At 70.9% G+C, this 20410-nt stretch carries 20 protein-coding genes and 1 pseudogene; 8 read left to right on the top strand and 13 right to left on the bottom strand.

Translation table 11 applies throughout. The features are described 5' to 3' along the window. Positions 1-15: 15 nt before the first annotated feature. Entirely contained in the window at positions 16-1125 is a 1110-nt protein-coding gene (locus AC07RV_RS37335) for a BMP family ABC transporter substrate-binding protein (protein WP_296784210.1), read from the bottom strand. A 73-nt stretch (positions 1126-1198) separates the two neighbouring features. Next, complete coding sequence (locus AC07RV_RS37340; RefSeq protein WP_057591963.1) at positions 1199-1591, bottom strand: carboxymuconolactone decarboxylase family protein; 393 nt, start codon at positions 1589-1591, stop codon at positions 1199-1201. A 147-nt stretch (positions 1592-1738) separates the two neighbouring features. Here AC07RV_RS37340 and AC07RV_RS37345 point away from each other — a divergent pair. Continuing rightward, positions 1739-2962: pseudogene (locus AC07RV_RS37345) on the top strand (MFS transporter); the annotation flags it as partial. 153 nt (positions 2963-3115) lie between these two features. On the opposite strand, the gene AC07RV_RS37350 reads toward AC07RV_RS37345, so the two are convergent. The 3 genes from AC07RV_RS37350 to AC07RV_RS37360 all read right to left on the bottom strand — a co-directional run bounded on the left by AC07RV_RS37350 (position 3116) and on the right by AC07RV_RS37360 (position 7691). Next, positions 3116-5665 (bottom strand): penicillin acylase family protein, encoded by a 2550-nt coding sequence (locus AC07RV_RS37350; RefSeq protein ID WP_296784216.1) that lies wholly within the window; start codon positions 5663-5665, stop codon positions 3116-3118. A 140-nt stretch (positions 5666-5805) separates the two neighbouring features. Beyond that, positions 5806-6621 carry a helix-turn-helix domain-containing protein gene (locus tag AC07RV_RS37355; protein ID WP_296784220.1) on the bottom strand — a complete coding sequence of 272 codons (816 nt, stop codon included), beginning with the start codon at positions 6619-6621 and terminating at the stop codon, positions 5806-5808. 119 nt (positions 6622-6740) lie between these two features. After that, entirely contained in the window at positions 6741-7691 is a 951-nt protein-coding gene (locus tag AC07RV_RS37360; protein ID WP_296784223.1) for a LysR substrate-binding domain-containing protein, read from the bottom strand. 83 nt (positions 7692-7774) lie between these two features. On the opposite strand from AC07RV_RS37360, the gene AC07RV_RS37365 reads away from it, so the two are divergent. Then, complete coding sequence (locus AC07RV_RS37365) at positions 7775-9103, top strand: MFS transporter (protein ID WP_296784225.1); 1329 nt, start codon at positions 7775-7777, stop codon at positions 9101-9103. Here the strand turns inward: AC07RV_RS37365 and AC07RV_RS37370 are convergent. Together AC07RV_RS37370 and AC07RV_RS37375 are read right to left on the bottom strand one after the other, a co-directional pair. Further along, the gene (locus AC07RV_RS37370; RefSeq protein ID WP_203202302.1) at positions 9058-10128 is read right to left on the bottom strand and encodes an adenosine deaminase; all 1071 of its coding nucleotides are present in this window, start codon (positions 10126-10128) and stop codon (positions 9058-9060) included. The genes AC07RV_RS37365 and AC07RV_RS37370 overlap by 46 nt on opposite strands. Positions 10129-10223: 95 nt before the next feature. Further along, positions 10224-11048, bottom strand: coding sequence for an IclR family transcriptional regulator (locus AC07RV_RS37375; protein WP_093340419.1), 825 nt, complete (start codon positions 11046-11048; stop codon positions 10224-10226). A 170-nt stretch (positions 11049-11218) separates the two neighbouring features. Between AC07RV_RS37375 and AC07RV_RS37380 the strand changes: the two genes are divergently transcribed. From AC07RV_RS37380 to AC07RV_RS37405, 6 genes are all read left to right on the top strand, one after another. Further along, a complete protein-coding gene (locus AC07RV_RS37380; protein WP_203202304.1) occupies positions 11219-11998 on the top strand; it encodes an ABC transporter substrate-binding protein in 780 nt (259 codons plus the stop codon). 14 nt (positions 11999-12012) lie between these two features. Then, positions 12013-12681: an ectoine/hydroxyectoine ABC transporter permease subunit EhuD gene (ehuD, locus tag AC07RV_RS37385; protein ID WP_057591978.1), complete on the top strand. Its 669-nt coding sequence runs from the start codon at positions 12013-12015 to the stop codon at positions 12679-12681. After that, positions 12678-13424 carry an amino acid ABC transporter ATP-binding protein gene (locus AC07RV_RS37390; RefSeq protein WP_209544154.1) on the top strand — a complete coding sequence of 249 codons (747 nt, stop codon included), beginning with the start codon at positions 12678-12680 and terminating at the stop codon, positions 13422-13424. Before ehuD ends, AC07RV_RS37390 begins: the two co-directional genes overlap by 4 nt. Continuing rightward, the gene (locus AC07RV_RS37395) at positions 13421-14713 is read left to right on the top strand and encodes an NAD(P)/FAD-dependent oxidoreductase (protein WP_296784233.1); all 1293 of its coding nucleotides are present in this window, start codon (positions 13421-13423) and stop codon (positions 14711-14713) included. The genes AC07RV_RS37390 and AC07RV_RS37395 overlap by 4 nt, the downstream gene beginning before the upstream one ends. A gap of 13 nt (positions 14714-14726) precedes the next feature. Next, entirely contained in the window at positions 14727-15065 is a 339-nt protein-coding gene (locus AC07RV_RS37400; RefSeq protein WP_296784236.1) for a hypothetical protein, read from the top strand. A gap of 65 nt (positions 15066-15130) precedes the next feature. After that, the gene (locus AC07RV_RS37405) at positions 15131-15535 is read left to right on the top strand and encodes a nuclear transport factor 2 family protein (protein WP_208508465.1); all 405 of its coding nucleotides are present in this window, start codon (positions 15131-15133) and stop codon (positions 15533-15535) included. A 4-nt stretch (positions 15536-15539) separates the two neighbouring features. On the opposite strand, the gene AC07RV_RS37410 is transcribed toward AC07RV_RS37405, so the two are convergent. The 6 genes from AC07RV_RS37410 to AC07RV_RS37435 form a co-directional block, all read right to left on the bottom strand. After that, complete coding sequence (locus AC07RV_RS37410; protein ID WP_296784243.1) at positions 15540-16457, bottom strand: protein NO VEIN domain-containing protein; 918 nt, start codon at positions 16455-16457, stop codon at positions 15540-15542. An 89-nt stretch (positions 16458-16546) separates the two neighbouring features. Then, positions 16547-17737, bottom strand: coding sequence for a glycoside hydrolase 100 family protein (locus tag AC07RV_RS37415; RefSeq protein ID WP_296784245.1), 1191 nt, complete (start codon positions 17735-17737; stop codon positions 16547-16549). Positions 17738-17774: 37 nt separating this feature from the next. Beyond that, positions 17775-18296, bottom strand: coding sequence for an SMI1/KNR4 family protein (locus AC07RV_RS37420; RefSeq protein WP_296784248.1), 522 nt, complete (start codon positions 18294-18296; stop codon positions 17775-17777). A gap of 47 nt (positions 18297-18343) precedes the next feature. Beyond that, positions 18344-19096: a hypothetical protein gene (locus tag AC07RV_RS37425; protein WP_296784251.1), complete on the bottom strand. Its 753-nt coding sequence runs from the start codon at positions 19094-19096 to the stop codon at positions 18344-18346. 113 nt (positions 19097-19209) lie between these two features. Further along, the gene (locus AC07RV_RS37430; protein WP_296784253.1) at positions 19210-19959 is read right to left on the bottom strand and encodes a 2-phosphosulfolactate phosphatase; all 750 of its coding nucleotides are present in this window, start codon (positions 19957-19959) and stop codon (positions 19210-19212) included. Beyond that, positions 19950-20342 carry a hypothetical protein gene (locus AC07RV_RS37435; RefSeq protein WP_296784255.1) on the bottom strand — a complete coding sequence of 131 codons (393 nt, stop codon included), beginning with the start codon at positions 20340-20342 and terminating at the stop codon, positions 19950-19952. The genes AC07RV_RS37430 and AC07RV_RS37435 overlap by 10 nt, the downstream gene beginning before the upstream one ends. Positions 20343-20410: the final 68 nt, after the last annotated feature.

Consider the following 20410-nt stretch of genomic DNA (forward strand, 5'->3'; position numbering starts at 1 on the left):
CGACAGGCGTTCCGCTCAGCGCGCGATCCGCCCCTGCACGCCCTCGGCCAGCCAGTTCATCCGCAGGATCTGCTCGTCGGACAGCTGGCTGCCCTTGGCGATCGCGATGCGGCCCTCGTTGTCGCGCACCTCGGCCGCCACGGCGCGGAACGGCTGCAGCCGGCCGGCCGCGATGTCCTGCTGGCGCGCCAGCACCTCCTGCTGCACGGCCTGGGGCACCTTGGTGCCGAAATCGCCGACCCGGATCATTCCTTCCTTCACGCCGCCCCAGAGGTTGGCGCTCTTCCAGCTGCCGTCGAGCACCGCGCGGGCGCGCTGCGTGTAATAGCCGCCCCACTGATGCGTGACCGCGACCACCTGGGCGTCGGGCGCGATCTTGCGCATGTCGGAGTGGTAGGCGATCGCCAGCTTGCCGCGCTCCTGGGCCGCCGCCATCACCGCGGTCGAGCCGGTGTGGAAGGCGATCACGTCCACCGACTGGTTGAACAGGGTCATGGCCGCGTCGCGCTCCTTCGGCGGATCGAACCACTCGTTGAGCCAGACCACGCGCACGGTGGCCTTCGGATTCACCGAGCGCATGCCGAGCGTGAAGGCGTTGATGCCCTGCAGCACCTCGGGGATCGGGAAGCCGGCCACGTAGCCCGCGACGTTGCTCTTCGTCATGCGCCCGGCCGCCACACCGGCCAGGTAGCGGCCCTCGTAGTAGCGCGCGTTGGCGGTCGCCACGTTGGGCGCGGTCTTGTAGCCGGTGATCGACTCGAACTTCACCTCGGGGAAGTCGCGCGCCACCTTGAGCGTCGGCTCCATGTAGCCGAAGCTCGGCGTGAAGATCAGTTGGTGGCCCTGCTGCGCGAGGTCGCGGATCACGCGCTCGGCATCGGCGCCCTCGGCGACGTTCTCGACATAGGTGGTCTTGACGCGGGCGCCGAGCGCCGCTTCCACCGCCTTGCGGCCCTCGTCGTGCTGGCGCACCCAGCCGGCCTCGGTCAGCGGCGTGACGTAGACGAAGCCGATCTTCAGCGGCGGCGCGGGTTGGGGTTGGGAGTGGGCCCGGGAGTGGGCGGACAACAGAAAACAGGCGGTCAGCCACGCCACCAAGGCGCGGCCCGCGAGGTTTTTGTACATGGTGTTCCTCTACATGGCCCCGGAAAAAGAAATCCCTGCACCGGCCGGGACGCCCGGTGCAGGGGCGGGCATTTTACTTGTCGAAGGCCGGGTCGACCGGCACCCGGTAGCCGTTGACCAGCCGGTTGGTCTCGTTGGCCATGCCGACCACGGCCATCAGCTCGGCGAACATCGCCGGCGTCATGCCGGCCTTCTCGGCACCCGCGTGGTGGCTCGCGATGCAGTAGTTGCAGCCGTTGCTGACGCTCACGGCCAGGTAGACCATCTCCTTGACCACCGGGTCGAGCGCGCCGGGCGCCATCACCTCCTTGAGGCTGGACCAGGTGCGCCGCAAGGTGGCGGGGTCGTTCGCGAGGTACTTCCAGAAGTTGTTGACGTCGGGCACGTTGCGCGTGGCCTTGATGTCGTCGAACACGGCGCGGACCTCGTCCGGGGCGTTCGCGTATTCGATGGGCTGGGGTTTCATGCGGTGTTCTCCTGGGGGTCTGTGGCCGGACGCCCATTAGAGCGAAAGCCGCGCGGCCGCGCCGCCACCCGTGCACAGCCGCGATGGCTGCCGCCGCCAATCGGCAGGCGCCAGGGCGCACGGGCGGCGGGACAATTCCGCCACCCCATGACGACCGACGCACAGCCCTCCTCCACCGCCGCGTTCACGCATTCCACCCACTGGCGACGCAACCTGGTCGTCTGCATGTTCGGTTCCTTCACCACCATCGTGGCGATGACGCTGCTGCTGCCCTTCCTGCCGCTGTACGTGGAGCAGCTCGGCGTGAAGGACCATGCGGCGATCGTGCAGTGGTCGGGCGCGGCCTATGGCGCGACCTTCCTCAGTGCGGCGCTGGTGGCGCCGCTGTGGGGCTGGCTGGCCGACCGCTACGGGCGCAAGCCGATGCTGATCCGCGCCAGCCTCGGCATGGCGGTGGCGATGGCGCTGATCGGCGTGGCCGGCAACGTCTGGCAGCTGGTCGGGCTGCGGCTGCTCGCGGGCCTGCTCGGCGGCTACGCCTCGGGCTCGATGGTGCTGGTCGCCACGCAGACGCCCAAGGACCGCACCGGCTGGGCGCTGGGCACGATGTCTTCGGCGATCATGGCCGGCAACCTCGTGGGGCCGCTGGTCGGCGGCGCGCTGCCGCCGCTGATCGGCATCCGCGCCACCTTCTTCGCGGCCGGCGCGATCATCTTCGTGGCCTTCCTCGCCACGGCCTTCCTGATCCGCGAGGAGAAAAAGCCGCGCACCGCCGCGGCCAAGGGCGGCGATGCCGGCGCCGGCTGGGCCGCCGTGCCCGACAAGGGGCCGCTGGTCGCGATGCTGTTCACCGGCATGCTGCTGATGCTCGCCAACATGTCGATCGAGCCGATCATCACCGTCTACGTGGCGACGCTGGTCGAGGACCCGGACCGCGTGACCATGATGGCCGGCTTCGTGATGTCGGCCGCAGCGCTCGGCAGCATCCTGTCGGCCTCGCGGCTGGGCAAGCTGGCCGACCGCGTGGGCCACTGGAACGTGATCGTGGGCTGCCTCGCGGTGTCGGCGCTGCTGCTGATCCCGCAGGCCTTCGTGACCTCGGGCTGGCAGCTCGTCGTGCTGCGCTTCCTGATGGGGCTGTCGCTCGGCGGCCTCCTGCCTTGCATCGCGAGCGTGATCCGCCACAACGTGCCCGAGCGCGTGGCCGGCAACATGCTCGGCTATTCGACCTCGGCCCAGTACACCGGCCAGGTCGCGGGGCCGCTGCTCGGCGGCTTCGTGGGCGGCCACATCGGCATGCGCGCCGTGTTCCTCGGCACCTGCGTGCTGATGGCGGCCGGCGCGGCGTGGAACTGGGCCGCCAAGCGGCGCTGAGCGGGCGGCGATCGCGCGCCCATAAAAAAACCGAGGCGGGGCTTTGGGGCCCGCACCTCGGCAACGCAGTGAAGGATGGGAGCGGGCCCGTTCGCCGAAGTTCAACCTTTCGTGGCTGTTCCGACGAACGGTGTTCCGCGCCTCACTCGCTCATTCGCTGATCGAACTGGTCTTCAGCGCCGCATCGCCCTGGATCTCGGCTTCGGAGAACGGCACCTTGAGCCACTGCCCGGCGCTGTAGGCGCGGGTGTAGTCGGCGTTGTGCGCCGAGGCCGGATCGTCCGACAGCGAGAAGGTCAGGAAGGTATGGGCTTCCACGCCACCGGCCGGGAAACGCACGATCTGCATGTAGCTGTTGCCGTTCGGGTCGTTGTCCATGCTGTAGCCGCCCTTGTCGAGCGGGTTGTCCGAGCACGAGATCGTGAAGTAGCCCGGACCGCCGCAGCCGCCGTACAGCGGGATCTTCTGGCCGCCACGGGTGGCGAACAGCACCTCGCCGCGCGTCGCGTCGACCGCGAAGCCGCTGGCCTGCACCTTCGCGACGGCGGCGCCGAAAGCCGTCGACAGCGCCGCGGCGGCACCGGGCTTGAGGTCGCGCGGCGTGTGGATCGGGTCGGCCGGGTCGAAGGGCACGGCGTAGAGCGAGGCCGCGGGCAGGCGCTCGGCGCGATCCCAGAACTCGTCCCACACGTGGGCGCCGCGCGCATCGCGGGTGCCGGCGTTGTTCCAGGCCCGCAGCGTGGCGCAGGCGCCGCTCACGTCGATGTCGCGCCCGATGGCCGCGTTGTCCAGCGGGTCGGCCGCGACGTTGATGGTCGCCTTCGCGCACACCATCGCCAGCGCCTGGTCCTTGAACAGCTCGGCCGTCAGCGCGCGGCTGTTGAGCACCATGCGCTTGACCGTGTCGGCGGTCGCGCCCTTGGCGCCGTAGCTGTCGCTGCCGTCGATGCGCCCCTGCGCCAGCAGGTTGCCCATGCGGGTGCGGAAGCTCACCTCCTGCGTGCCGGCCGGGCCCATGATGGGCGGGTAGCCCGTCATCGGCGCCTTCGGGTTGGCGAGCCAGTAGCTGTCGTTCATGTTGGCCACGTAGTCGTCGCGCTGCAGGCTGGGCAGGCGCGCGGCGCCGATGATGCCCTTCTGCGGCGAATCGGCGTCGCTTTGCCAGTCGCAGGCGCTGCGCGAACCGTCGAACACGGGCACGCCCGGCAGCGCGTCCGCGAGCGCCAGGCCGACCGGCGTGGTGCACTGCGCCGTCTGCTCGGCCGACACGTTGGGGATGGCGCCGATGTCGGCATACCAGGCCTTCGCGGCACCGCGGCCCACGGCCACGGTGTTGACCCACGGGATCGCGACCTCCTCCTTCTGGATCGCGATGAACTCGTCGAGCGACTTGGCCTGGTTCCAGCGCTGCCAGTTGCGGAACAGGCGGAAGTTGTCGGCGTTGACGTCGCGGATCGCGAAGGCGCTGGCCTGGCTCCAGCCCAGCGCCGCGTTCATGCTCGCCAGGTTCGCGATCGGGCCGTACTCCGACTTGTACAGCGTGCGCGTCACCGGCACCACGCCGCCGCCCGACTGCTTGACCTGCACCGTGATGCTCGCGGCCTGCATCTTCACCGCCGCGCCGTCGCGCATGTAGCTGGTCGGGTCGCCCGAGGCGAGCGTGAGCTGGTAGAGGCCGAAGCGGTTCGCGGTCGACACCGTGTGGCTCCAGGCGATGTTGTCGTTGAAGCCGATCAGGATCACCGGGATGCCGAGGAACGAGGTGCCGCTGATGTTGAGCTGGCCCGGGATGGTGAGCTGCGCCTGGTAGAAGCGGTCCGGGCCGCGCCAGTACCAGTGCGGGTTGCCGAACAGCAGCGGGCTCGCATCGCCGGTGGCGCTGGTGCCGAAGCCGATCATGTTGCTGCCCACGCCCTCGTGGCCGCCGACCTGGAAGTCGGGCCGGCGCAGTTCCGCCGCGGCCAGTTGCGTGATGCCGCCGGTGGCGGTACCGCGCCCGCCGGCCTTCGCCATCTTCGCCGCGGCCGGCGCGGTGGCGTTCGCGATCGCCGGCAGGAAGTTGCTGAGGCCGGCCGCGAGGTTGGCCGAGTACATGCGGCGGAAGATGTCCTCGCGCGTCACGCTCTGCACCCAGGGCTCGTTGCGGCAGGCCGCGTTGGCACCGGCGCTGCCACCGGCCTTGATCTCGCGCACGTAGCGGTTGTAGCCCGCGGCGAAGCCGTCCACCAGCTTGAGCAGCGTGTCCGGCTGCTGCTTGAGCATCGCCGCCACCACGTCGTCCGAGATCACGTGCTTGTGGAAGAAGTCGGAGTCGATGTTCTTCGGCCGGCCGATGGTGCTGCTGAACGGGATCTGCGCGTCGGCGCCGAAGTAGCGCGAGCGCTCGCCGCGGTAGGTGAGGAAGGAGTTGGCCATGGTGCACAGGTCGTCCTGCGCCTGCGCATAGCCGTAGCCGTAGCCCGCGCCGGCCCAGTTGTCGGCCTTGATGTGCGGCACGCCCATCGCGGTGCGGCGGATCTCGGCCTTGTAGGTGGCGTTCTCGGCCGGCGGCGGGTTGATCGGTCCGATCGGGAAGAAGCCGCCGCCGCCTCCACCGCCGCCGCCGCAGGCGACCAGCAGCGTGGCCGCCGCGGCCAGCGAGGTGGCTGTGAATGCGAGGGCGAGCGGCCGCCTCCGGCCGCGCGGATTGTCTTGTCTCATGTCGGATGTCTCCTGTGAATGCTCGGTCATGCTCTCTTGATGGAGCGTCGCCAGCTTAGGCAGCGCGCAAGGGGCTGGCTTGAACGAAGCCGCTGTATTGCGGCCGCGCGACCACGCGCAGGCGCCGCTTCAGCAGGCGCTCAGGAATGCATCGGGGCCGCGCCGTGGCCCCAGGCCTGCGAGGCCTGCTCGTCGGCCCTGACCTCGACCTTGCCCGCGAGGAACGAGGGCGCGAGGCCGAAGTAGCTCTTGAAGGTGCGGCTCATGTGGGCCGCGTCGGTGAAGCCGCTGGTCAGCGCGACGTCGGTCAGCGGACGCTGGCCGGTGAACTGCTGGACCGTGCGCCGCACCTTGGTCCACAGCGCATAGCGCTTGATCGACACGCCCACCTGCTGCGCGAACAGGTGGGTGAGCCGGTCGGGCGAGAGGCAGGCCACGGCCGACAGCTCGCGCAGCGACACCGCGCCCGCGCGATGGCGGATCGCGTCGAGCACGCGCTCGATGCGCGGATCGTTGGGCATGCGGCGCTCGGGGCTGCCGGTGATGGTCTCCACCAGGCCGCGACTCAGCGCCTGCAGCGCGGCATCGTCGAGCGCGCCGGCCTGCGCGGGCTCGAAGCCATCGCGCAGGCGGCCGAAGCGGCGCGCATCGAGCACCTGGATGCCGTGCCCGCCGAGCTGGCGCGAGAGCATGCGGTAGGCGACCGAGGCCGGATCGATGTTGAGCGACAGCAGCCCGCAGCCCTCGACCGCGAGCCGGCGCGCCACGTGCGGCGCCACCACGGCGGCGGTGCAGTACGTGCGCGTGCCGTCGGCCGCCTCGAGCATGAACGGATGCCCGCTCACCGAGGCCAGCACCGTGGCCGAGGAGCGCGCGGTCAGGCCCGACTGGATCGCCGGCGTGATGTAGAGGAACCTGTCGTCCCACAGGTGCAGGAAGTTCTTCGGGGTGGCCATGGACCGGCTTGTCTCGTCTTGTCTCTTGTCTTCTGCGCCCCATTCTGGGGCGATCCACGCGCAGGCGGTATGAGGCATTGCCCTCACTGCGCCGAAGAACGGTCGGCCCGGCCCCGGGCTCAGTGCAGCACGCTCCCCTCGCCCTGCACATGCTCGCGCACCGCCTCCAGCAGCAAGGTGCCCAGCCGCGCGGCCGGCGCTTCCGCCTGCGCCTGCGCGCGGTAGAGCGACAGCGACATCTGCGGCAACGCGGGCAGGCCGAGCAGCGTGCGGTCGATGGCCCGCACCTGGCGCGGCAGGCCGAAGGGCGTGCGCACCGAGAGGCCGAGGCCGGCCGAGCTCGCGGCCCACAGCGCGGCCAGGCTGCTGCTCGCGAAGGCATGGCGCCAGGGCACGCCCGCGCGGTCGAGGGCGTCGGTGACGATGGCGCGCAGCGGACAGGGCGCGTCGAGCAGCACCAGCGGCAGCGGCTCCTGCGTCTTGCGCGCGCTGGCCGCGCCGCGCTCGCGCTCCTTCCACCAGGGGGCATCGCACATCGCCGGATCGACCGGGCCGATCCACTGCAGCGGCAGCCGCGCCACGCGCTGCGCATGGGCGGAGATCGGCTGCTCGCCCGCGTCCCAGGCCAGCGCGAGGTCGAGCTTGCCGAGCTCGAGCCGCTCGCGCAGGTCGCCGCTGCGCGCCACGCAGGCCTCGATGCGCACCTTGGGATGGGCGCGCGCGAAGCGGCCCAGCACCGCGGGCAGCAGCGTCTCGCCGAAATCCTCCTGCAGCCCGAGCCGCACCCAGCCCTCGAGGTCGACGCCGCGCATTGCGGCGCCCGCTTCCTCGTTGAGCGCCAGCAGCCGGTGCGCGTAGGCCAGCAGGGTCTCGCCCGCGTCGGTCAGCTCCAGGCCGCGGCCGGCCTTGCGGAACAGCACCGTGCCGGCCTGCGACTCGAGCTTCTTGAGCTGGGCGCTGACCGCCGAGGTCGAGCGGCCGAGCCGGTCGGCCGCGCGCGCATAGCTGCCTAGCGCCACGCCGGTCGAGAAGCTGCGCAGCACGTCGAGATCGAACATCACCTGGGACATCGCAACCATCCTGTTTTTTCGAACGATGCGACGATTATTTTCTGATTTTCAAAACCTTCGCAAGCGCGGAGACTGCGTCGCCTATGACCCATTCCGCCCCTTCCCCCACCCCGCTCCCGCCGCGCCACCGCTGGAAAGTGCTGAGCGCTGGTGTCGCGGCCAACGCCGCCTTCTCGGTCGCCTTCAGCGGCATCCCGATGACCGCCGTGCTGATGCGCTCGGGCTACCAGCTCGACAACGCCACGCTCGGCCTGGTGCTCGGCCTCATGGGCCTGGGCATCGCGGTCAGCGAGCTGCCCTGGGGCCTGCTGACCGACCGCTGGGGCGACCGCCCGGTACTGCTGCTGGGCCTGGGCGCCACCGCGCTGGCCCTGGCGGCGATGGCGCTGTGGGCCGCGCCCGCGGCCGGCCACGTCCCGGGCCTGGGCCTGCTCGGCGGCGGGCTGCTGCTGGTCGGGCTGCTCGGCGGCAGCGTCAACGGCGCCAGCGGCCGCGCGGTGATGACCTGGTTCGCGGCCGGCGAGCGCGGCCTCGCGATGAGCATCCGCCAGACCGCCGTGCCGCTGGGCGGCGCCATCGGCGCGCTGGTGCTGCCGTGGCTCGCGCTGCACCTCGGCTTCGCGGCGCTCTACGGCGTGCTCGCGCTGCTGTGCGCGCTCAGCGCCTGGATGGCCTGGGCCTGGGTGCACGAGCCGCCGCCCGAGCGCGCCGCGCGGCCCGCCATCGCATCGACGTCATCGAGCGCGCCGCGCACCGGCCCGCTGCGCGATGCGCGCGTGTGGCGCATCGTCGCGGGCATCGGCATCCTCTGCGCGCCGCAGTTCGCGGTGCTGTCCTTCGGCACGGTGTTCCTGCACGACTTCGGCCATGCGGGCCTGGCGACCATCACCGCCGCCATGGTCACGCTGCAGGCCGGCGCGATGGCGATGCGCGTGTGGAGCGGGCGCTGGACCGACCGGCGCGGCAACCGGCCGGCCTACCTGCGCGCCTGCGCCAGCCTCAGCGTGGCGCTGTTCGCGCTGCTCGCGCTGCTGGTGTTCTGCACCGGCGCGCAGGTCGCGGCCGAGTCTCCGGCGCTGCGCATCGCGCTGGTCGTGCTGCTGGGCGTGAGCGGCATCTGCGTCTCGGCCTGGCACGGCGTGGCCTACACCGAGCTCGCCACGCTGGCCGGTGCCGCGCGCGCCGGCACGGCGCTGGGCATGGCGAACACCAGCGTGTTCCTGGTCTGCTTCGTCACGCCGTTCTCGATCCCGCACCTGATGGCGGCGCAGGGCTGGCCGCTGGTGTGGCTGGCGGCGGCCGGCTGCGCGCTGGTCGCGGTGCCGCTGCTGGCGCCGCGCGCGCCTTCGACCTCCGCCGGTGCCTGTCAGGCGCCGAAGTCGGCGAAGACGGCGTTGAGCCGCTCCACGTAGGCGCGCTTGGCGGCCTCGTCGATGAAGCTGCCCTCGAAGCTGTTGGCCGCGAGCTGCCAGGCGTGGCGCGCGCCCAGGCCGGTGGCCTCGAAGGTCTGCGTGAAGTTCTGGTTCATGTAGCCGCCGAAGTAGGCCGGGTCGTCGGAGTTCACCGTGGCGACCAGTCCCGCGTCGAGCAGGGTGCCGAGGTTGTGCTGCGCGAGGTCGGGGAACACGCACAGCTTGAGGTTCGACAGCGGGCACACGGTCAGCGGGATGCGGTCCTGCGCCAGCCGCTGCATCAGCGCCGGGTCCTTCGCGCTCTGCACGCCGTGGTCGACGCGCTCCACCTTCAGCACGTCGAGTGCGCTCCACACGTATTCGGGCGGGCCTTCCTCGCCCGCATGGGCCACGAGGTGAAGGCCCAGTTCGCGGCAGCGCGCGAACACGCGCGCGAACTTCTCGGGCGGATGGCCGACCTCGCTCGAGTCGAGCCCCACGCCGATGAACTTGTCGCGATGGGGCAGCGCCTGCTCCAGGGTCTCGAAGGCCTCCTCCTCGCTCAGGTGGCGCAGGAAGCACAGGATCAGCGAGGCGCTCACGCCCAGCTTGTCCTTCGCCTCGACGCAGGCGCGGTGCAGGCCGTCGACCACGGTCTGCATCGCCACGCCGCGCGCGGTGTGGGTCTGCGGGTCGAAGAACATCTCGGTGTGGACCACGTGGTCGGCCGCGGCGCGCTCGAGGTAGGCCCAGGCCATGTCGAAGAAGTCCTGCTCCTTGAGCAGCACGCTCGCGCCCGCGTAGTAGATGTCGAGGAAGCTCTGCAGGTTGGTGAAGGCGTAGGCCTGGCGCAGCTCCTCGACGCTGGCGTAGGGAATGGCCACGCCGTTGCGCTGCGCGAGCGCGAAGATCAGCTCGGGCTCGAGCGAGCCCTCGATGTGCATGTGCAGCTCGGCCTTGGGCATGGCGCGCAGCAGCTCGGGCAGGCGCTCGGCGGGAATGGCGTCGAAGCGCAGGTGGTCGGCGGCGGGGCGGAAGTCGGTCATGGTGGGGTCTGGCGCATGGGGGGCGCCGTAGGGCGTTGCGTTCGCGCGAGCATAAAGGCTGCCCGCGGCCGCGCAATGCGCGAAACCGTATGGCCTCAATCGAGGCTGCGCGCCGAGCTCGTGAGCGAGCGCGCGCACAGCAGCAGGGTGGGCGCCAGCTTGCGCACCGCCTCCTCCAGCGTCCAGCGGCTGGTGGGCGCGACCACGTGCACCGAGGCCACGGGCCGGCCCTGGCTGCCGAGCACCGGCGCGGCGATGGTCATGTCGCCGAGGAACAGCTCCTCGGCATTGGTCGCGAAGCCCTGCAGCCGCGCCTGGCGCAAGGTGGCCAGGATCGCCTCGACCTCGGTCAGCGTGTGGGTGGTGTGGGCCACCCGGTCCGAGGCCTCGATCAGCGCGCGCGCCTCGTCCTCGGGCAGCGCGCTCAGGAAGGCGCGGCCCGAGGCGGTGCAGTACATCGGGATGCGGCTGCCGATCGGCATGTGCACCGGCACGAACTGCGCGCTCACGAAGCGCGCCACGTAGACCATGTCCAGCCCGTCGGGCTCGGTGAGGCAGGAGGTCTCGGTCGTCACCTTGGTGAGCTCCGACAGGTACGGGTTCGCCACGTCGATCAGCGCATTGGCCGCGAGGTAGTTGAAGCCGATCTCCATCACGCGCGGCGTGAGCTGGTAGCGCCGCGTCTTCGGATGCTTGCGCAGGTAGCCGAGCTTCTCGAGCGTGAAGACCATGCGCTGGGCCGAACTCTTGGTGATGTCGGTGGCCGCTGCCACGTCGGCCAGCGTCATGGTGCGCCGGCGCGCGCTGAAGGCGCGCAGCACGGCCAGGCCCTTCTCGAGCGACTGGTTGAAGAGAAGGCTCTGGCTGTCCTCGGGCGCCGCGTCGTCGGCGGTCCCGGTGGGGGCGGTCGTGGGGTCCATGGCGTCGAAGTATAGCCAGCGCCCGATGAAATATCGAATATCGATACGATCAATTCGACTAGTGGTTTTCATTTATTGATTAAAGAGTCGATCAAATCGATTATTGGCATGCATGTTGCGTTGACCCCGCTTCCTTCCTTTCTCTGTCTCTTGTCCTGAGGAGTGCTTCCATGAATCGCATCGTTCGCCACCTCCGCCCGCTGCGCCGCCTCGCGCTCGGCCTCTGCATCGCCGGCGCCGCCTCGCTCGCGGCGGCCCAGGGCGCGGCCCCGGCCAGCTTCAACGTGGGCGCCACCGCCACCGGCGTGCCCTTCACCTTCCTCGACGTGAAGAGCAACAGCATCCAGGGAATGATGGTCGACACCGTCACCGCGGTCGGCAAGGCGGGCGGCTTCACGGTCAACGTGCAGCAGACCGTGTTCTCGGCGCTGATCCCCTCGCTCACGGCGCGCAAGATCGACATCGTCTCGGCCGCCATGCTCAAGACGCCCGCGCGCCAGGAAGTGGTCGACTTCAGCGACCCGGTCTATTCGTACGGCGAGGGCCTGATCGTCAAGGCCGACGACACCCGCGCCTACGCCACGCTCGACGAGCTCAAGGGCGAGGTGGTGGGCGCGCAGGTCGGCACCGTGTTCCTCGACATGCTCACCAAGAAGGGCATCTTCAAGGAGGTGCGCAGCTACGACTCGGTGGCCGACATGACGCGCGACCTCTCGCTCGGCCGCATCAAGGCCGGCCTCGGCGACCAGCCCATCATGGCCTACCAGATCCGGCAGAACACCTTCCCGGGCGTGAAGCTGGTCGACAGCTACAAGCCGGTGAACGTGGGCGACGTCTGCCTGGTGGTGCGCAAGGGCGACACCGAGACGCTGGCGCGGCTGAACAAGGCCATCGCCGCGATCAAGGCCGACGGCACGCTGGCGAAGATCGTCCAGAAATGGGGCATCTGAGCGCGCGCTGAGCCATGGCCTCCTCGTTTCTCCAACACGCGCAGGACTTCCTGCCGATCCTGCTGCAGGGCGCGGTGGTCACGGTGCAGGTCACCGTGCTGTCGTTCCTGCTGAGCAGCGTGCTCGGCCTCGCGCTGGCGCTGATGAAGCTGTCGCCGGTGCGCGCCGTCTCGTGGACCGGCGCGGTGATCGTCAACGTGATCCGCGGGTTGCCGATCATCGTGCAGCTGTTCTACATCTACTTCGTGCTGCCCGAGTTCGGCGTGCAGCTCACGGCCTTCCAGGCCGGCGTGATCGGGCTGGGCATCGCCTACTCGGCCTACCAGGCCGAGAACTTCCGCGCCGGCATCGAGGCCGTCGACCCGGGCCAGCGCGAGGCCGCGCAGGCCATGGGCATGCGCTCGGCGCTGATCATGCGGCGCGTGATCCTGCCGCAGGCCTTTCGCATCGCACTGCCGCCCTACGGCAACACGCTGGTGATGATGCTCAAGGACTCCTCGCTGGTCTCGACCATCACGGTGGCCGAGATGACGCGCGCGGGCCAGCTGATCGCCTCCTCCACCTTCCAGAACATGACGGTCTACACGCTGGTCGCGCTGCTCTACCTGCTGATGAGCCTGCCGCTGGTCTGGGGCCTGCGCCGGCTCGAGGCGCGCTTCGGTGCCGGAAGGAGAAAGCCATGATCCACGTCGAAGGCCTGGAGAAGCGCTTCGGCGCGCACCGCGTGCTGCAGGGCGTGAGCCTGCGCGTGGACAAGGGCGAGGTGGTGTGCCTGATCGGCCCATCGGGCTCGGGCAAGTCGACGGTGCTGCGCTGCATCAACGGGCTCGAGTCGTACGAGGGCGGCGAGGTGCGCGCCTTCGGCGAGCGCGTGGACCGGAACTCACCCGCCATCCACCGGCTGCGCAGCCGCATGGGCATGGTGTTCCAGCGCTTCAACCTGTTCCCGCACCGCACCGTGATCGAGAACGTGATGGAGGGCCCGGTGCACGTGCTGCGCCAGAACCCGGCGCAGGCGCGCGAGGAAGCGCTCGCGCTGCTCGCCAAGGTCGGGCTGGCCGAGAAGGCGCAGGCCTGGCCGGCGCAGCTCTCGGGCGGCCAGCAGCAGCGCGTGGCGATCGCGCGCGCGCTCGCGATGAAGCCCGAGGCCATGCTGTTCGACGAGCCCACCTCGGCGCTCGACCCCGAGCTCGTGGGCGACGTGCTCGGCGTGATGCGCGCGCTGGCCGACGAGGGCATGACCATGATCGTGGTCACGCACGAGATGGGCTTCGCGCGCGAGGTGGCCGACCGCGTGTGCTTCCTGCACAGCGGCAGCATCGTCGAGGAAGGCCCGGCCGCGCAGGTGCTGGGCGCGCCGCGCCAGGCGCGCACGCAGGACTTCCTGCGCCGCGTGCTGCATCCGTCGGCGGAGGTGCGCGCGTGAGCATCGCCACATCGCCATCGACGCTGCCTCCTTCGCTGTGGGCCGCCACCGCGCCAGCGGCACCGCCGACGCCGCCACTGGCGGGTTCGCGGCGCGCCGACGTGCTGATCGTCGGCGCCGGCTTCACGGGCCTGTCGGCCGCGCTGCACCTGGCCGAGGCCGGTGCCAGGGTCTGCGTGCTCGAGGCGCACGAGCCGGGCTGGGGCGCCTCGGGGCGCAATGGCGGCCAGGTCAATCCCACGCTCAAGCACGATCCCGACGAGCTCGTGCGGCTCTACGGCGCCGCGCGCGCCGAACCGCTGATCGACGCGGTCTCGCGCTCGGCCGACCTGGTGTTCGAGCTGATCGAACGCCACGGCATCGACTGCCAGCCGGTGCGCAAGGGCTGGCTGCAGGTGGCCTATTCGCCCCAGCACATCGCCGCCATGCATGCGCGCGCCGAGCAATGGGCGCGGCGCGGCGCAGCCACGCAGATGCTCGACCGCAACGAGGTCGCGGCGCGCCTGGGGACGGACGCCTTCGCGGGCGGCTGGCTCGACGGCCGCGCCGGCGGCATCCAGCCGCTGGCCTACACGCGCGGGCTGGTGCGCGCCGCGCAGGCGGCGGGCGCGTCGGTGCACGGCAGCAGCGCGGTCACTTCGCTCGAGCGCCGCGGTACGCAGTGGCACGCGACCACGGCCAGCGGCGCGAGCGTGGTCGCCGACCAGGTGCTGATCGCCACCAACGGCTACACCGGCGGCCTGTGGCCCGGCCTCTCGCGCACGGTGCTCGCGGCCAACAGCTTCATCGTCGCGACCGCGCCGCTGCAGGGCGCGGCCGCGCACGCCATCCTGCCGGGCGGCGAGACCGCGTCGACCTCGCAGCGCCTGTTGCTGTACTTCCGCAAGGACGCGCAGGGCCGGCTGCTGATGGGCGGACGCGGCCACTTCGCCGATCCGGCGGGGCCGGCCGATTTCGCGCACCTCGAGCGCTCGCTCGCGCTGCTGTATCCGCAGTTGGGCCCGCTGCGCTACCAGTACCGCTGGGCCGGCCGCATCGCCGTCACGCGCGACTTCATGCCGCATGTGCACACGCCCGCGCCGGGCCTCACGATCGCGCTGGGCTACAACGGGCGCGGCATCGCGCTGGCCACCAGCATGGGCCGGCACGTGGCGGCGCGGCTGTTGCAGCCGGGGGCGGATTTCCCGTACCCGGTGACACCGCTCCAGCCGATCCCGCTGCATGGCTTGCAGCGCTTCTACATCGCGGCGGGCGTGGCCTGGTACAGCCTGCTCGATCGATTCGCTTGATAAGCTGGGCCGCATGCACACCCTGATCGGCATCGCGGCGTATCTCCTGATCGGCATCGCCGTGGCGCCGCTGCTGCTGCTCGGGCTCTACGTGCTGGCCGACCGGCTCGGACTGAAGGTGGCCGATCGCATGCTGTCGCTGACGGCGCGGCTGCTCCAGGTGCAGTGGCTCGGCGGGGGCGTGGTCAACATCGTCGGCGGCCTGTTCATCGCCGCGCTCGGGATCTGGGGCGCGCTGTCCCTGGCGCCGCCGATGCATCGGCTGGCCAGCGCGCTGCTGGTGCCCTTCGGGCTCTGGCGTGTCTTCAGGGGCGTGGCCGTGCTCAGGGCGTTTTCGAGCGCCGACGAATAGCACGCCCAGGGCCGCCAGCCGATACCATGGCGTGCTCCATCCACCCACAGCATCGGACACACGACATGTCGATCGACACCCTTTCCACCTGGCACCAGCTCGTGAAGACGCGCGACGCGGCGGGGCTCGACGTGCTGCTCGACGAGAGCGCCGTCTTCCATTCGCCGGTGGTGCACAAGCCGCAGGTCGGCAAGGAGATCACGCGCCGCTACCTGGCCGCGGCCTTCGAGGTCTTCTTCAACCCGAGCTTCCGCTATGTGCGCGAGGTGAAGGCCGAGCGCGACGCAGTGCTCGAGTTCGAAGTGGAGCTCGACGGCATCGTGGTCAACGGCGTCGACATGATCCGCTGGAACGACGCGGGCAAGATCACCGAGTTCAAGGTGATGCTGCGCCCGCTGAAGGCCGTGAACCTGATCCACCAGAAGATGGCGGCGCAGCTGCAGGCCGCGCAGCAGCAGCCCCAGGCCTGACGATTCAGAGCGGCTCGAAGCCCGGCGCCTGCGTCATCTCGGTGGGCTTGTAGATCTTGTGCGCGGCCGTGGTGGTCGCCACGTCGGACACCACCAGCAGGCGCCACAGCGGCTCGCCGACCGAGCTCAGCTGCTCCTCGCGCGTGAGGCGGAAGGTCGGGAAGCCCGAGGCCGTGCCCTTGACCGTGACCTTGAGCAGGGTCGCGCCCTTCGAGTTCGACACCACGATGTCGTAGCCGGTCTTCTGGCTGCGCACGTCCTCGGCGTTGTAGCCGTAGCCCTTGAAGTGGCGCATCACGTAGTCCATGGCGGCCTCCTGCACGGCGTCGGCCGAGCCCAGCCTCGAGGCACCGTCGGCACCGGCCACGGCCTCGTCGGGCACGTTGCCCTTGGCGCGAGCGGCCTGGATCGCGGCCTCGTCGGGCACCCAGCCGCGCGGGCCGCGCACCAGCACCGCGAACTTGCGCTCGGGCTCCCAGCTCGCGACGTGCCATTCGGCGTCGTCGCGCACGCGCGTCGAGACCTTGGCGCTGCGGTTGGTCTCGATCTCGCCGATGGCGATGCGGTTGGTCTGCACCACGGCGCGGAAATTCTGGCCGGCGTCGAAGGTGCGCTTGAGCAGCGCGAGGCGGTCGGCGGCGCGCTGCGACTGGAACGCGGAGCGCGGGCCGCCGCCGGGGCGGAACTGCACGTCGAGCGACTCGAGGCAGAACCAGCGCCCGCCATCGCCGAGGTTCACGTACTCGCCCCAGATGGTGGCGATCACGTTGTCGCCGGTGGCGAGCCAGGCGTGGTCCGAGGCCTTCTCGCGCGCGTCGAACACCCCCATCTTGGCGACGATGTCGACCGGCGTGAGCCGGGGGCCGGAGAGGCGCATCTCATCGATGACGGCGAGTACTTTGGGGTCGACTTCCTTGTCCATGCGGGGGGTCTTTTGCGAGAGGCAGATTGGAGATTGCGGGGGGTGGCGAGTATGCCGCAACCGGAAACCGGTCGCCCTCGAGCGCCCCCTCACCAGGCCGTGGCGTCGCCCTCGAGCGCGCGCCGCGCCAGCAGGAAGGTGGCGGCATTCCAGCTCTGGCCCGCCATGCCCATCGGCGCCAGCGTGCGGCCATGGAACCACTCGGTGAAGCGCCAGCCGTCGAGCTCGTTGGCCCGCGCCAGCTTCGCGAGCTCGGCCCAGCCCTCGGCCGCGAGCCCCAGCCTGGCGAGCGCCATGGCCCAGAAGCCGCCGACGAAGGGCCAGATGCCGCCGTTGTGGTACTGGTGCACCAGGTTCTGCCGGTGCCGGCCCATGTAGGCGCGCCACAGCTCGTGCTGCGGCGACAGCGGATGCAGCACCACGCGCACCGGGTAGGGATCGCTCGCGCGCGCGCCCTCGATGGTGTTGACGATGCGGTGCGCCATCGCCTCGTCGGCCAGCCCGGCCTGGATCGCCAGCACGTTGCCGAACACGTCGCCCTCGTCGCCCACCACCGCGAGGTTGACGAAGCTCAGGTACAGCCCCGGATCGCGCCGGCCGCGCCGCGCGTAGTGCTGCAGCAGCCGCGCGCGGTGGTATTCGGGCAGGTCGCGCTGGAACGGATTGAACAGGTGGTTGAAGTGGTGCCGCGTCTCGTCGGCCTGCGCGATCGCGAAGCGGCGCTTGACGTCGAACCACAGCGCGTTGGTGTAGAGCACGTAGCCCGAGCGCGGCATGATGTCGGCCCAGTCGCTGGCCTCGTTCTGCTGCAGCAGCCGGAAGTGCTGGTGCTCCTGCGCCAGCAGCCAGCCGATCGCGCGCTGCACGCCATCGGCCCAGTGCGTGGCGCCCACCTTGCCGTGGCGGCGCACGTGGTCCACCGCGATCAGCCACCAGAGCGTGGCGTCGATGCAGCCCAGATACCAGAAGTCGGCGTCCTGCCCCTCGGGGTCGACGTACTTCGGGATCTGCCCGTTGGCCGCCTGCTGCGCCGCGAGCGCGTCGAGGCTCGCGACCGCGCCCTGCTCGAGCGCCGGCACGCCGCTGCCGCACATCGCCATCACGCAGATCGCGGCGTCGCGCCCGAAGATGCGCGTGTAGCGCCGCGCCACCGCGGCCTCGGTGCGGCTCGCGGCCAGGATGCCGTGCGGCGTGAGGTTGGCTTCGAGCAGCGCGAGCGAGGCCTGGCTGCAGGCGTCGACGAGCGCGAGCGAAGGGGCGTCGAGGGAATCGTGGGTCATGGGCGTCGGCGCGGTGCGCGAATCAAGGGATCCTCGTTCATTCATCGTCTTCGTCGGCGAATTCCTCGTAGCGCAGGAAGGCTTCCATGAACTCGGCGAACGAGCGCGCGAGCACGCGCACCGAGGCCGGCGACGCGGCATGCGCGTAGTAGACGACCGGGTACTCGCCATCGACCAGCCCCTGGCTCACGTCGAACAGCACCTGGTCGCCATCGGCCTCCATGAAGAACTCCGCGAAGCACAGCATGCCGTTCGACGGTGGCGGCCAGTCGCCGCCGCGGCGCTTGATCACCGCGCGCTGCGCTTCGCCGAGCCGATCGAGCGGCTCGAACTCGTGGAAGAACGGATGCTGGTCGCCGAACTGCACGACACCGCCCATCAGCATGAAGCCGCGGCTGCAGCGCAGCAGTTGCTTGTAGGACTCCGGCAACGGCACGCCCAGCGATTGCTCGAGCGCCGCGATCTCGGCGTCGGTGGCTGGCGGCTGCACGTCCTCGAGATCGAAGTCGGGTGCGAGGCGGGAGAACTGGGGGAAGTGGGCTGCGCTGCGTTCGAGCATGGGAATGACTGTGGACGTGGGAGGTGTCTGTTCGATGGCGGCGTATCTCAGGGATCGGTCTCGCGCGGCAGGCCGAGCGACGCGGGCAGCGCTTCGGCCTCGGCCGCGCCATGGTGCAGGCCCACGCCGGCCCCGAGGCCCGCGCCCATGCCGGCACCCATGCCACCGCCGCCCATGCCGCCTCCTCCGCCCTTGCCACCGCCACCACCACCGGCATTGCCGCCGCCACCGCCCGCGCGCTCGCCGCGCGTGGCCGTGCCCTTGAGCCGCAGCGGCCCCTGCTTCGGGATGCCGAGCGTCGGCGGCACCGGATCGAGGTCGAGCACCGCGCGGATGAAGGTGCGCAGCGAGACCACGAGCTCGGCCGTCTCCACGCTGCGGCCCGCGACCATGTCGGCCGCGGCCTTCGCGGCCAGCCGCACCTGCTCCTCGGTGCCGAGCAGGATCACGTCGGACAGCGCGGTCTCGACCGCATCGCGGATGCGGCGGCGCCGGTCCGAGGCGGGCAGGCCGGCGTCGGCGCCGCCTTCGGCCTCGGCCTGCAGGCCGCGCGTGCGCAGCTCGCGCAGATGGCTGGGGTCGACCGCGAGCTCGCCGGTGAACGAGCCGCCGAGCACCTTGTAGGCCGCGATCAGCGTCTTGAGCCGCTCGTTGATCTGCCGGTTCTGCCGCTCGCGCCGCTGCTGCACGCTGAGCATCACGACGATGCGGATGCCGACCGCGACCAGCGACACCAGCACAAGGCCGAGCAGGGTCGAGAGCAGGCCTTGCCAGGATGTGAAGTCGATCGAGTTGCGCATCGGTGAACCCAGGGAGGCGACAGGGAACGGCGGCGCTCGCGACGCCGGCCGTGTGCCGAGTATCCCCGGGCGGCCGGAACGCGGCTGTAGGCCCAGGACGCAGGCGCGGCCGCTCAGCCCTGCGGCTGCGGTTCGGCGACGAAGCGATCGCCCTCGAGCCGGCAGGCGATGCGGCTCGCGTCCTCCTGCAGGCACAGCGCGACGTCGTCGACGAAGCCGCGTTCGCGCAGCTCCACGGCCGAGCCGCATGCGGCCAGCACCCGCGCCCGCTGCGCGCCGAGCCCCTCGTAGGCCAGCGCGGCGGCGCACGCCTCGGGCGAGGCGTCCGCGCGCCCGAGCGCCGAGACGATGCCGCCGGCCGCGACGTGGTCCTCGAGGCTGGGGCGCAAGCCCGCGTCGCCGGGCCAGCGTTCGCCGCAGGGCACCACGAGCACGCGCGCATGCGGCGCGCAGGCGGCCGCGGTCGCGCGCAGGTTGCGCAGGCCGGCGCAGTAGACGGCCTTGCCCAGCGCCTTCGCACGGTAGGCGCAGGCGGACCCGTTGGGCGACGGCAGCACGAGGCGCAGGCCTTGATGCGCCGCCAGCATCGACTGCGGCGACAGCGACCAGCCCCGCGCGAAGCGCTGCCTGCCGCTGGCCACCTCGGCGCCGCGCGCCTCGGCGTAGCGCTGCGCGCTCTCGTCCTTCCAGGGATAGGGATGAACGATGGCGCCCCGGTCCACGGCGATGCTGACGCAGGTGGAGAAGGACATGACGTCGACGACGACGATGCAGTCCGCGTCGGGCCCGAGCCGCTCGATGGCCGCCAGGCCCCATTCGAGGCGCACCGAGAAGCCGTGCTGCGCGAACGGGCTCAGGGACACACCAGCTCCGTCTTCGCCACCGCGCACAGCCGCGCCTTCTCGGCCTCGGTCAGCGCCGGCCCCTTGACCATCCCGTCGAGCATCAGCACCGCGGGATAGAGCCGCCGGTCGCGCGGGTTCTTGCGGTAGGCCTGCATCACGCGCTGCTGGCTCTCGTCCTTGCAGACCTTGGCCATCTCCCGCTTCACCTCGCGGTCGCGCGCCGAGCCATCGCCGCCGAATTCACCGGCGAAGTGGAAGCACATCGCGGCATCCTCGACGGCCTGGCGCAGCGGTTGCTCGTCCTTCGAGAAACGCGGCGGCGTCTCGCCGGCCGCGGCGGCGGGCAGCGAGACCAGCGCCGCGAGGACGGCGGCAACGAAGGGGCGAAGACTGCGCAGCATCGAACGGATCCTCCATGAAAAAAGGCCGCCCCGAAGGCGGCCTTGCCTGCATCGCGACGCGAAGCAGC

Source organism: Variovorax sp. GW821-FHT09B01, assembly GCF_059418345.1.

Bases quoted from the DNA above. Each gene is read 5' to 3' on its own strand.
- ehuD (WP_057591978.1), top strand. From the start codon at position 12,013: ATGGCCTCCTCGTTTCTCCAACACGCGCAGGACTTCCTGCCGATCCTG.
- AC07RV_RS37390 (WP_209544154.1), top strand. From the start codon at position 12,678: ATGATCCACGTCGAAGGCCTGGAGAAGCGCTTCGGCGCGCACCGCGTG.
- AC07RV_RS37370 (WP_203202302.1), bottom strand. From the start codon at position 10,128: ATGACCGACTTCCGCCCCGCCGCCGACCACCTGCGCTTCGACGCCATT.
- AC07RV_RS37350 (WP_296784216.1), bottom strand. From the start codon at position 5,665: ATGAGACAAGACAATCCGCGCGGCCGGAGGCGGCCGCTCGCCCTCGCA.
- AC07RV_RS37420 (WP_296784248.1), bottom strand. From the start codon at position 18,296: ATGCTCGAACGCAGCGCAGCCCACTTCCCCCAGTTCTCCCGCCTCGCA.
- AC07RV_RS37415 (WP_296784245.1), bottom strand. From the start codon at position 17,737: ATGACCCACGATTCCCTCGACGCCCCTTCGCTCGCGCTCGTCGACGCC.
- AC07RV_RS37340 (WP_057591963.1), bottom strand. From the start codon at position 1,591: ATGAAACCCCAGCCCATCGAATACGCGAACGCCCCGGACGAGGTCCGC.
- AC07RV_RS37355 (WP_296784220.1), bottom strand. From the start codon at position 6,621: ATGGCCACCCCGAAGAACTTCCTGCACCTGTGGGACGACAGGTTCCTC.
- AC07RV_RS37425 (WP_296784251.1), bottom strand. From the start codon at position 19,096: ATGCGCAACTCGATCGACTTCACATCCTGGCAAGGCCTGCTCTCGACC.
- AC07RV_RS37360 (WP_296784223.1), bottom strand. From the start codon at position 7,691: ATGTCCCAGGTGATGTTCGATCTCGACGTGCTGCGCAGCTTCTCGACC.
- AC07RV_RS37375 (WP_093340419.1), bottom strand. From the start codon at position 11,048: ATGGACCCCACGACCGCCCCCACCGGGACCGCCGACGACGCGGCGCCC.
- AC07RV_RS37365 (WP_296784225.1), top strand. From the start codon at position 7,775: ATGACCCATTCCGCCCCTTCCCCCACCCCGCTCCCGCCGCGCCACCGC.
- AC07RV_RS37405 (WP_208508465.1), top strand. From the start codon at position 15,131: ATGTCGATCGACACCCTTTCCACCTGGCACCAGCTCGTGAAGACGCGC.
- AC07RV_RS37435 (WP_296784255.1), bottom strand. From the start codon at position 20,342: ATGCTGCGCAGTCTTCGCCCCTTCGTTGCCGCCGTCCTCGCGGCGCTG.
- AC07RV_RS37410 (WP_296784243.1), bottom strand. From the start codon at position 16,457: ATGGACAAGGAAGTCGACCCCAAAGTACTCGCCGTCATCGATGAGATG.
- AC07RV_RS37400 (WP_296784236.1), top strand. From the start codon at position 14,727: ATGCACACCCTGATCGGCATCGCGGCGTATCTCCTGATCGGCATCGCC.
- AC07RV_RS37335 (WP_296784210.1), bottom strand. From the start codon at position 1,125: ATGTACAAAAACCTCGCGGGCCGCGCCTTGGTGGCGTGGCTGACCGCC.
- AC07RV_RS37380 (WP_203202304.1), top strand. From the start codon at position 11,219: ATGAATCGCATCGTTCGCCACCTCCGCCCGCTGCGCCGCCTCGCGCTC.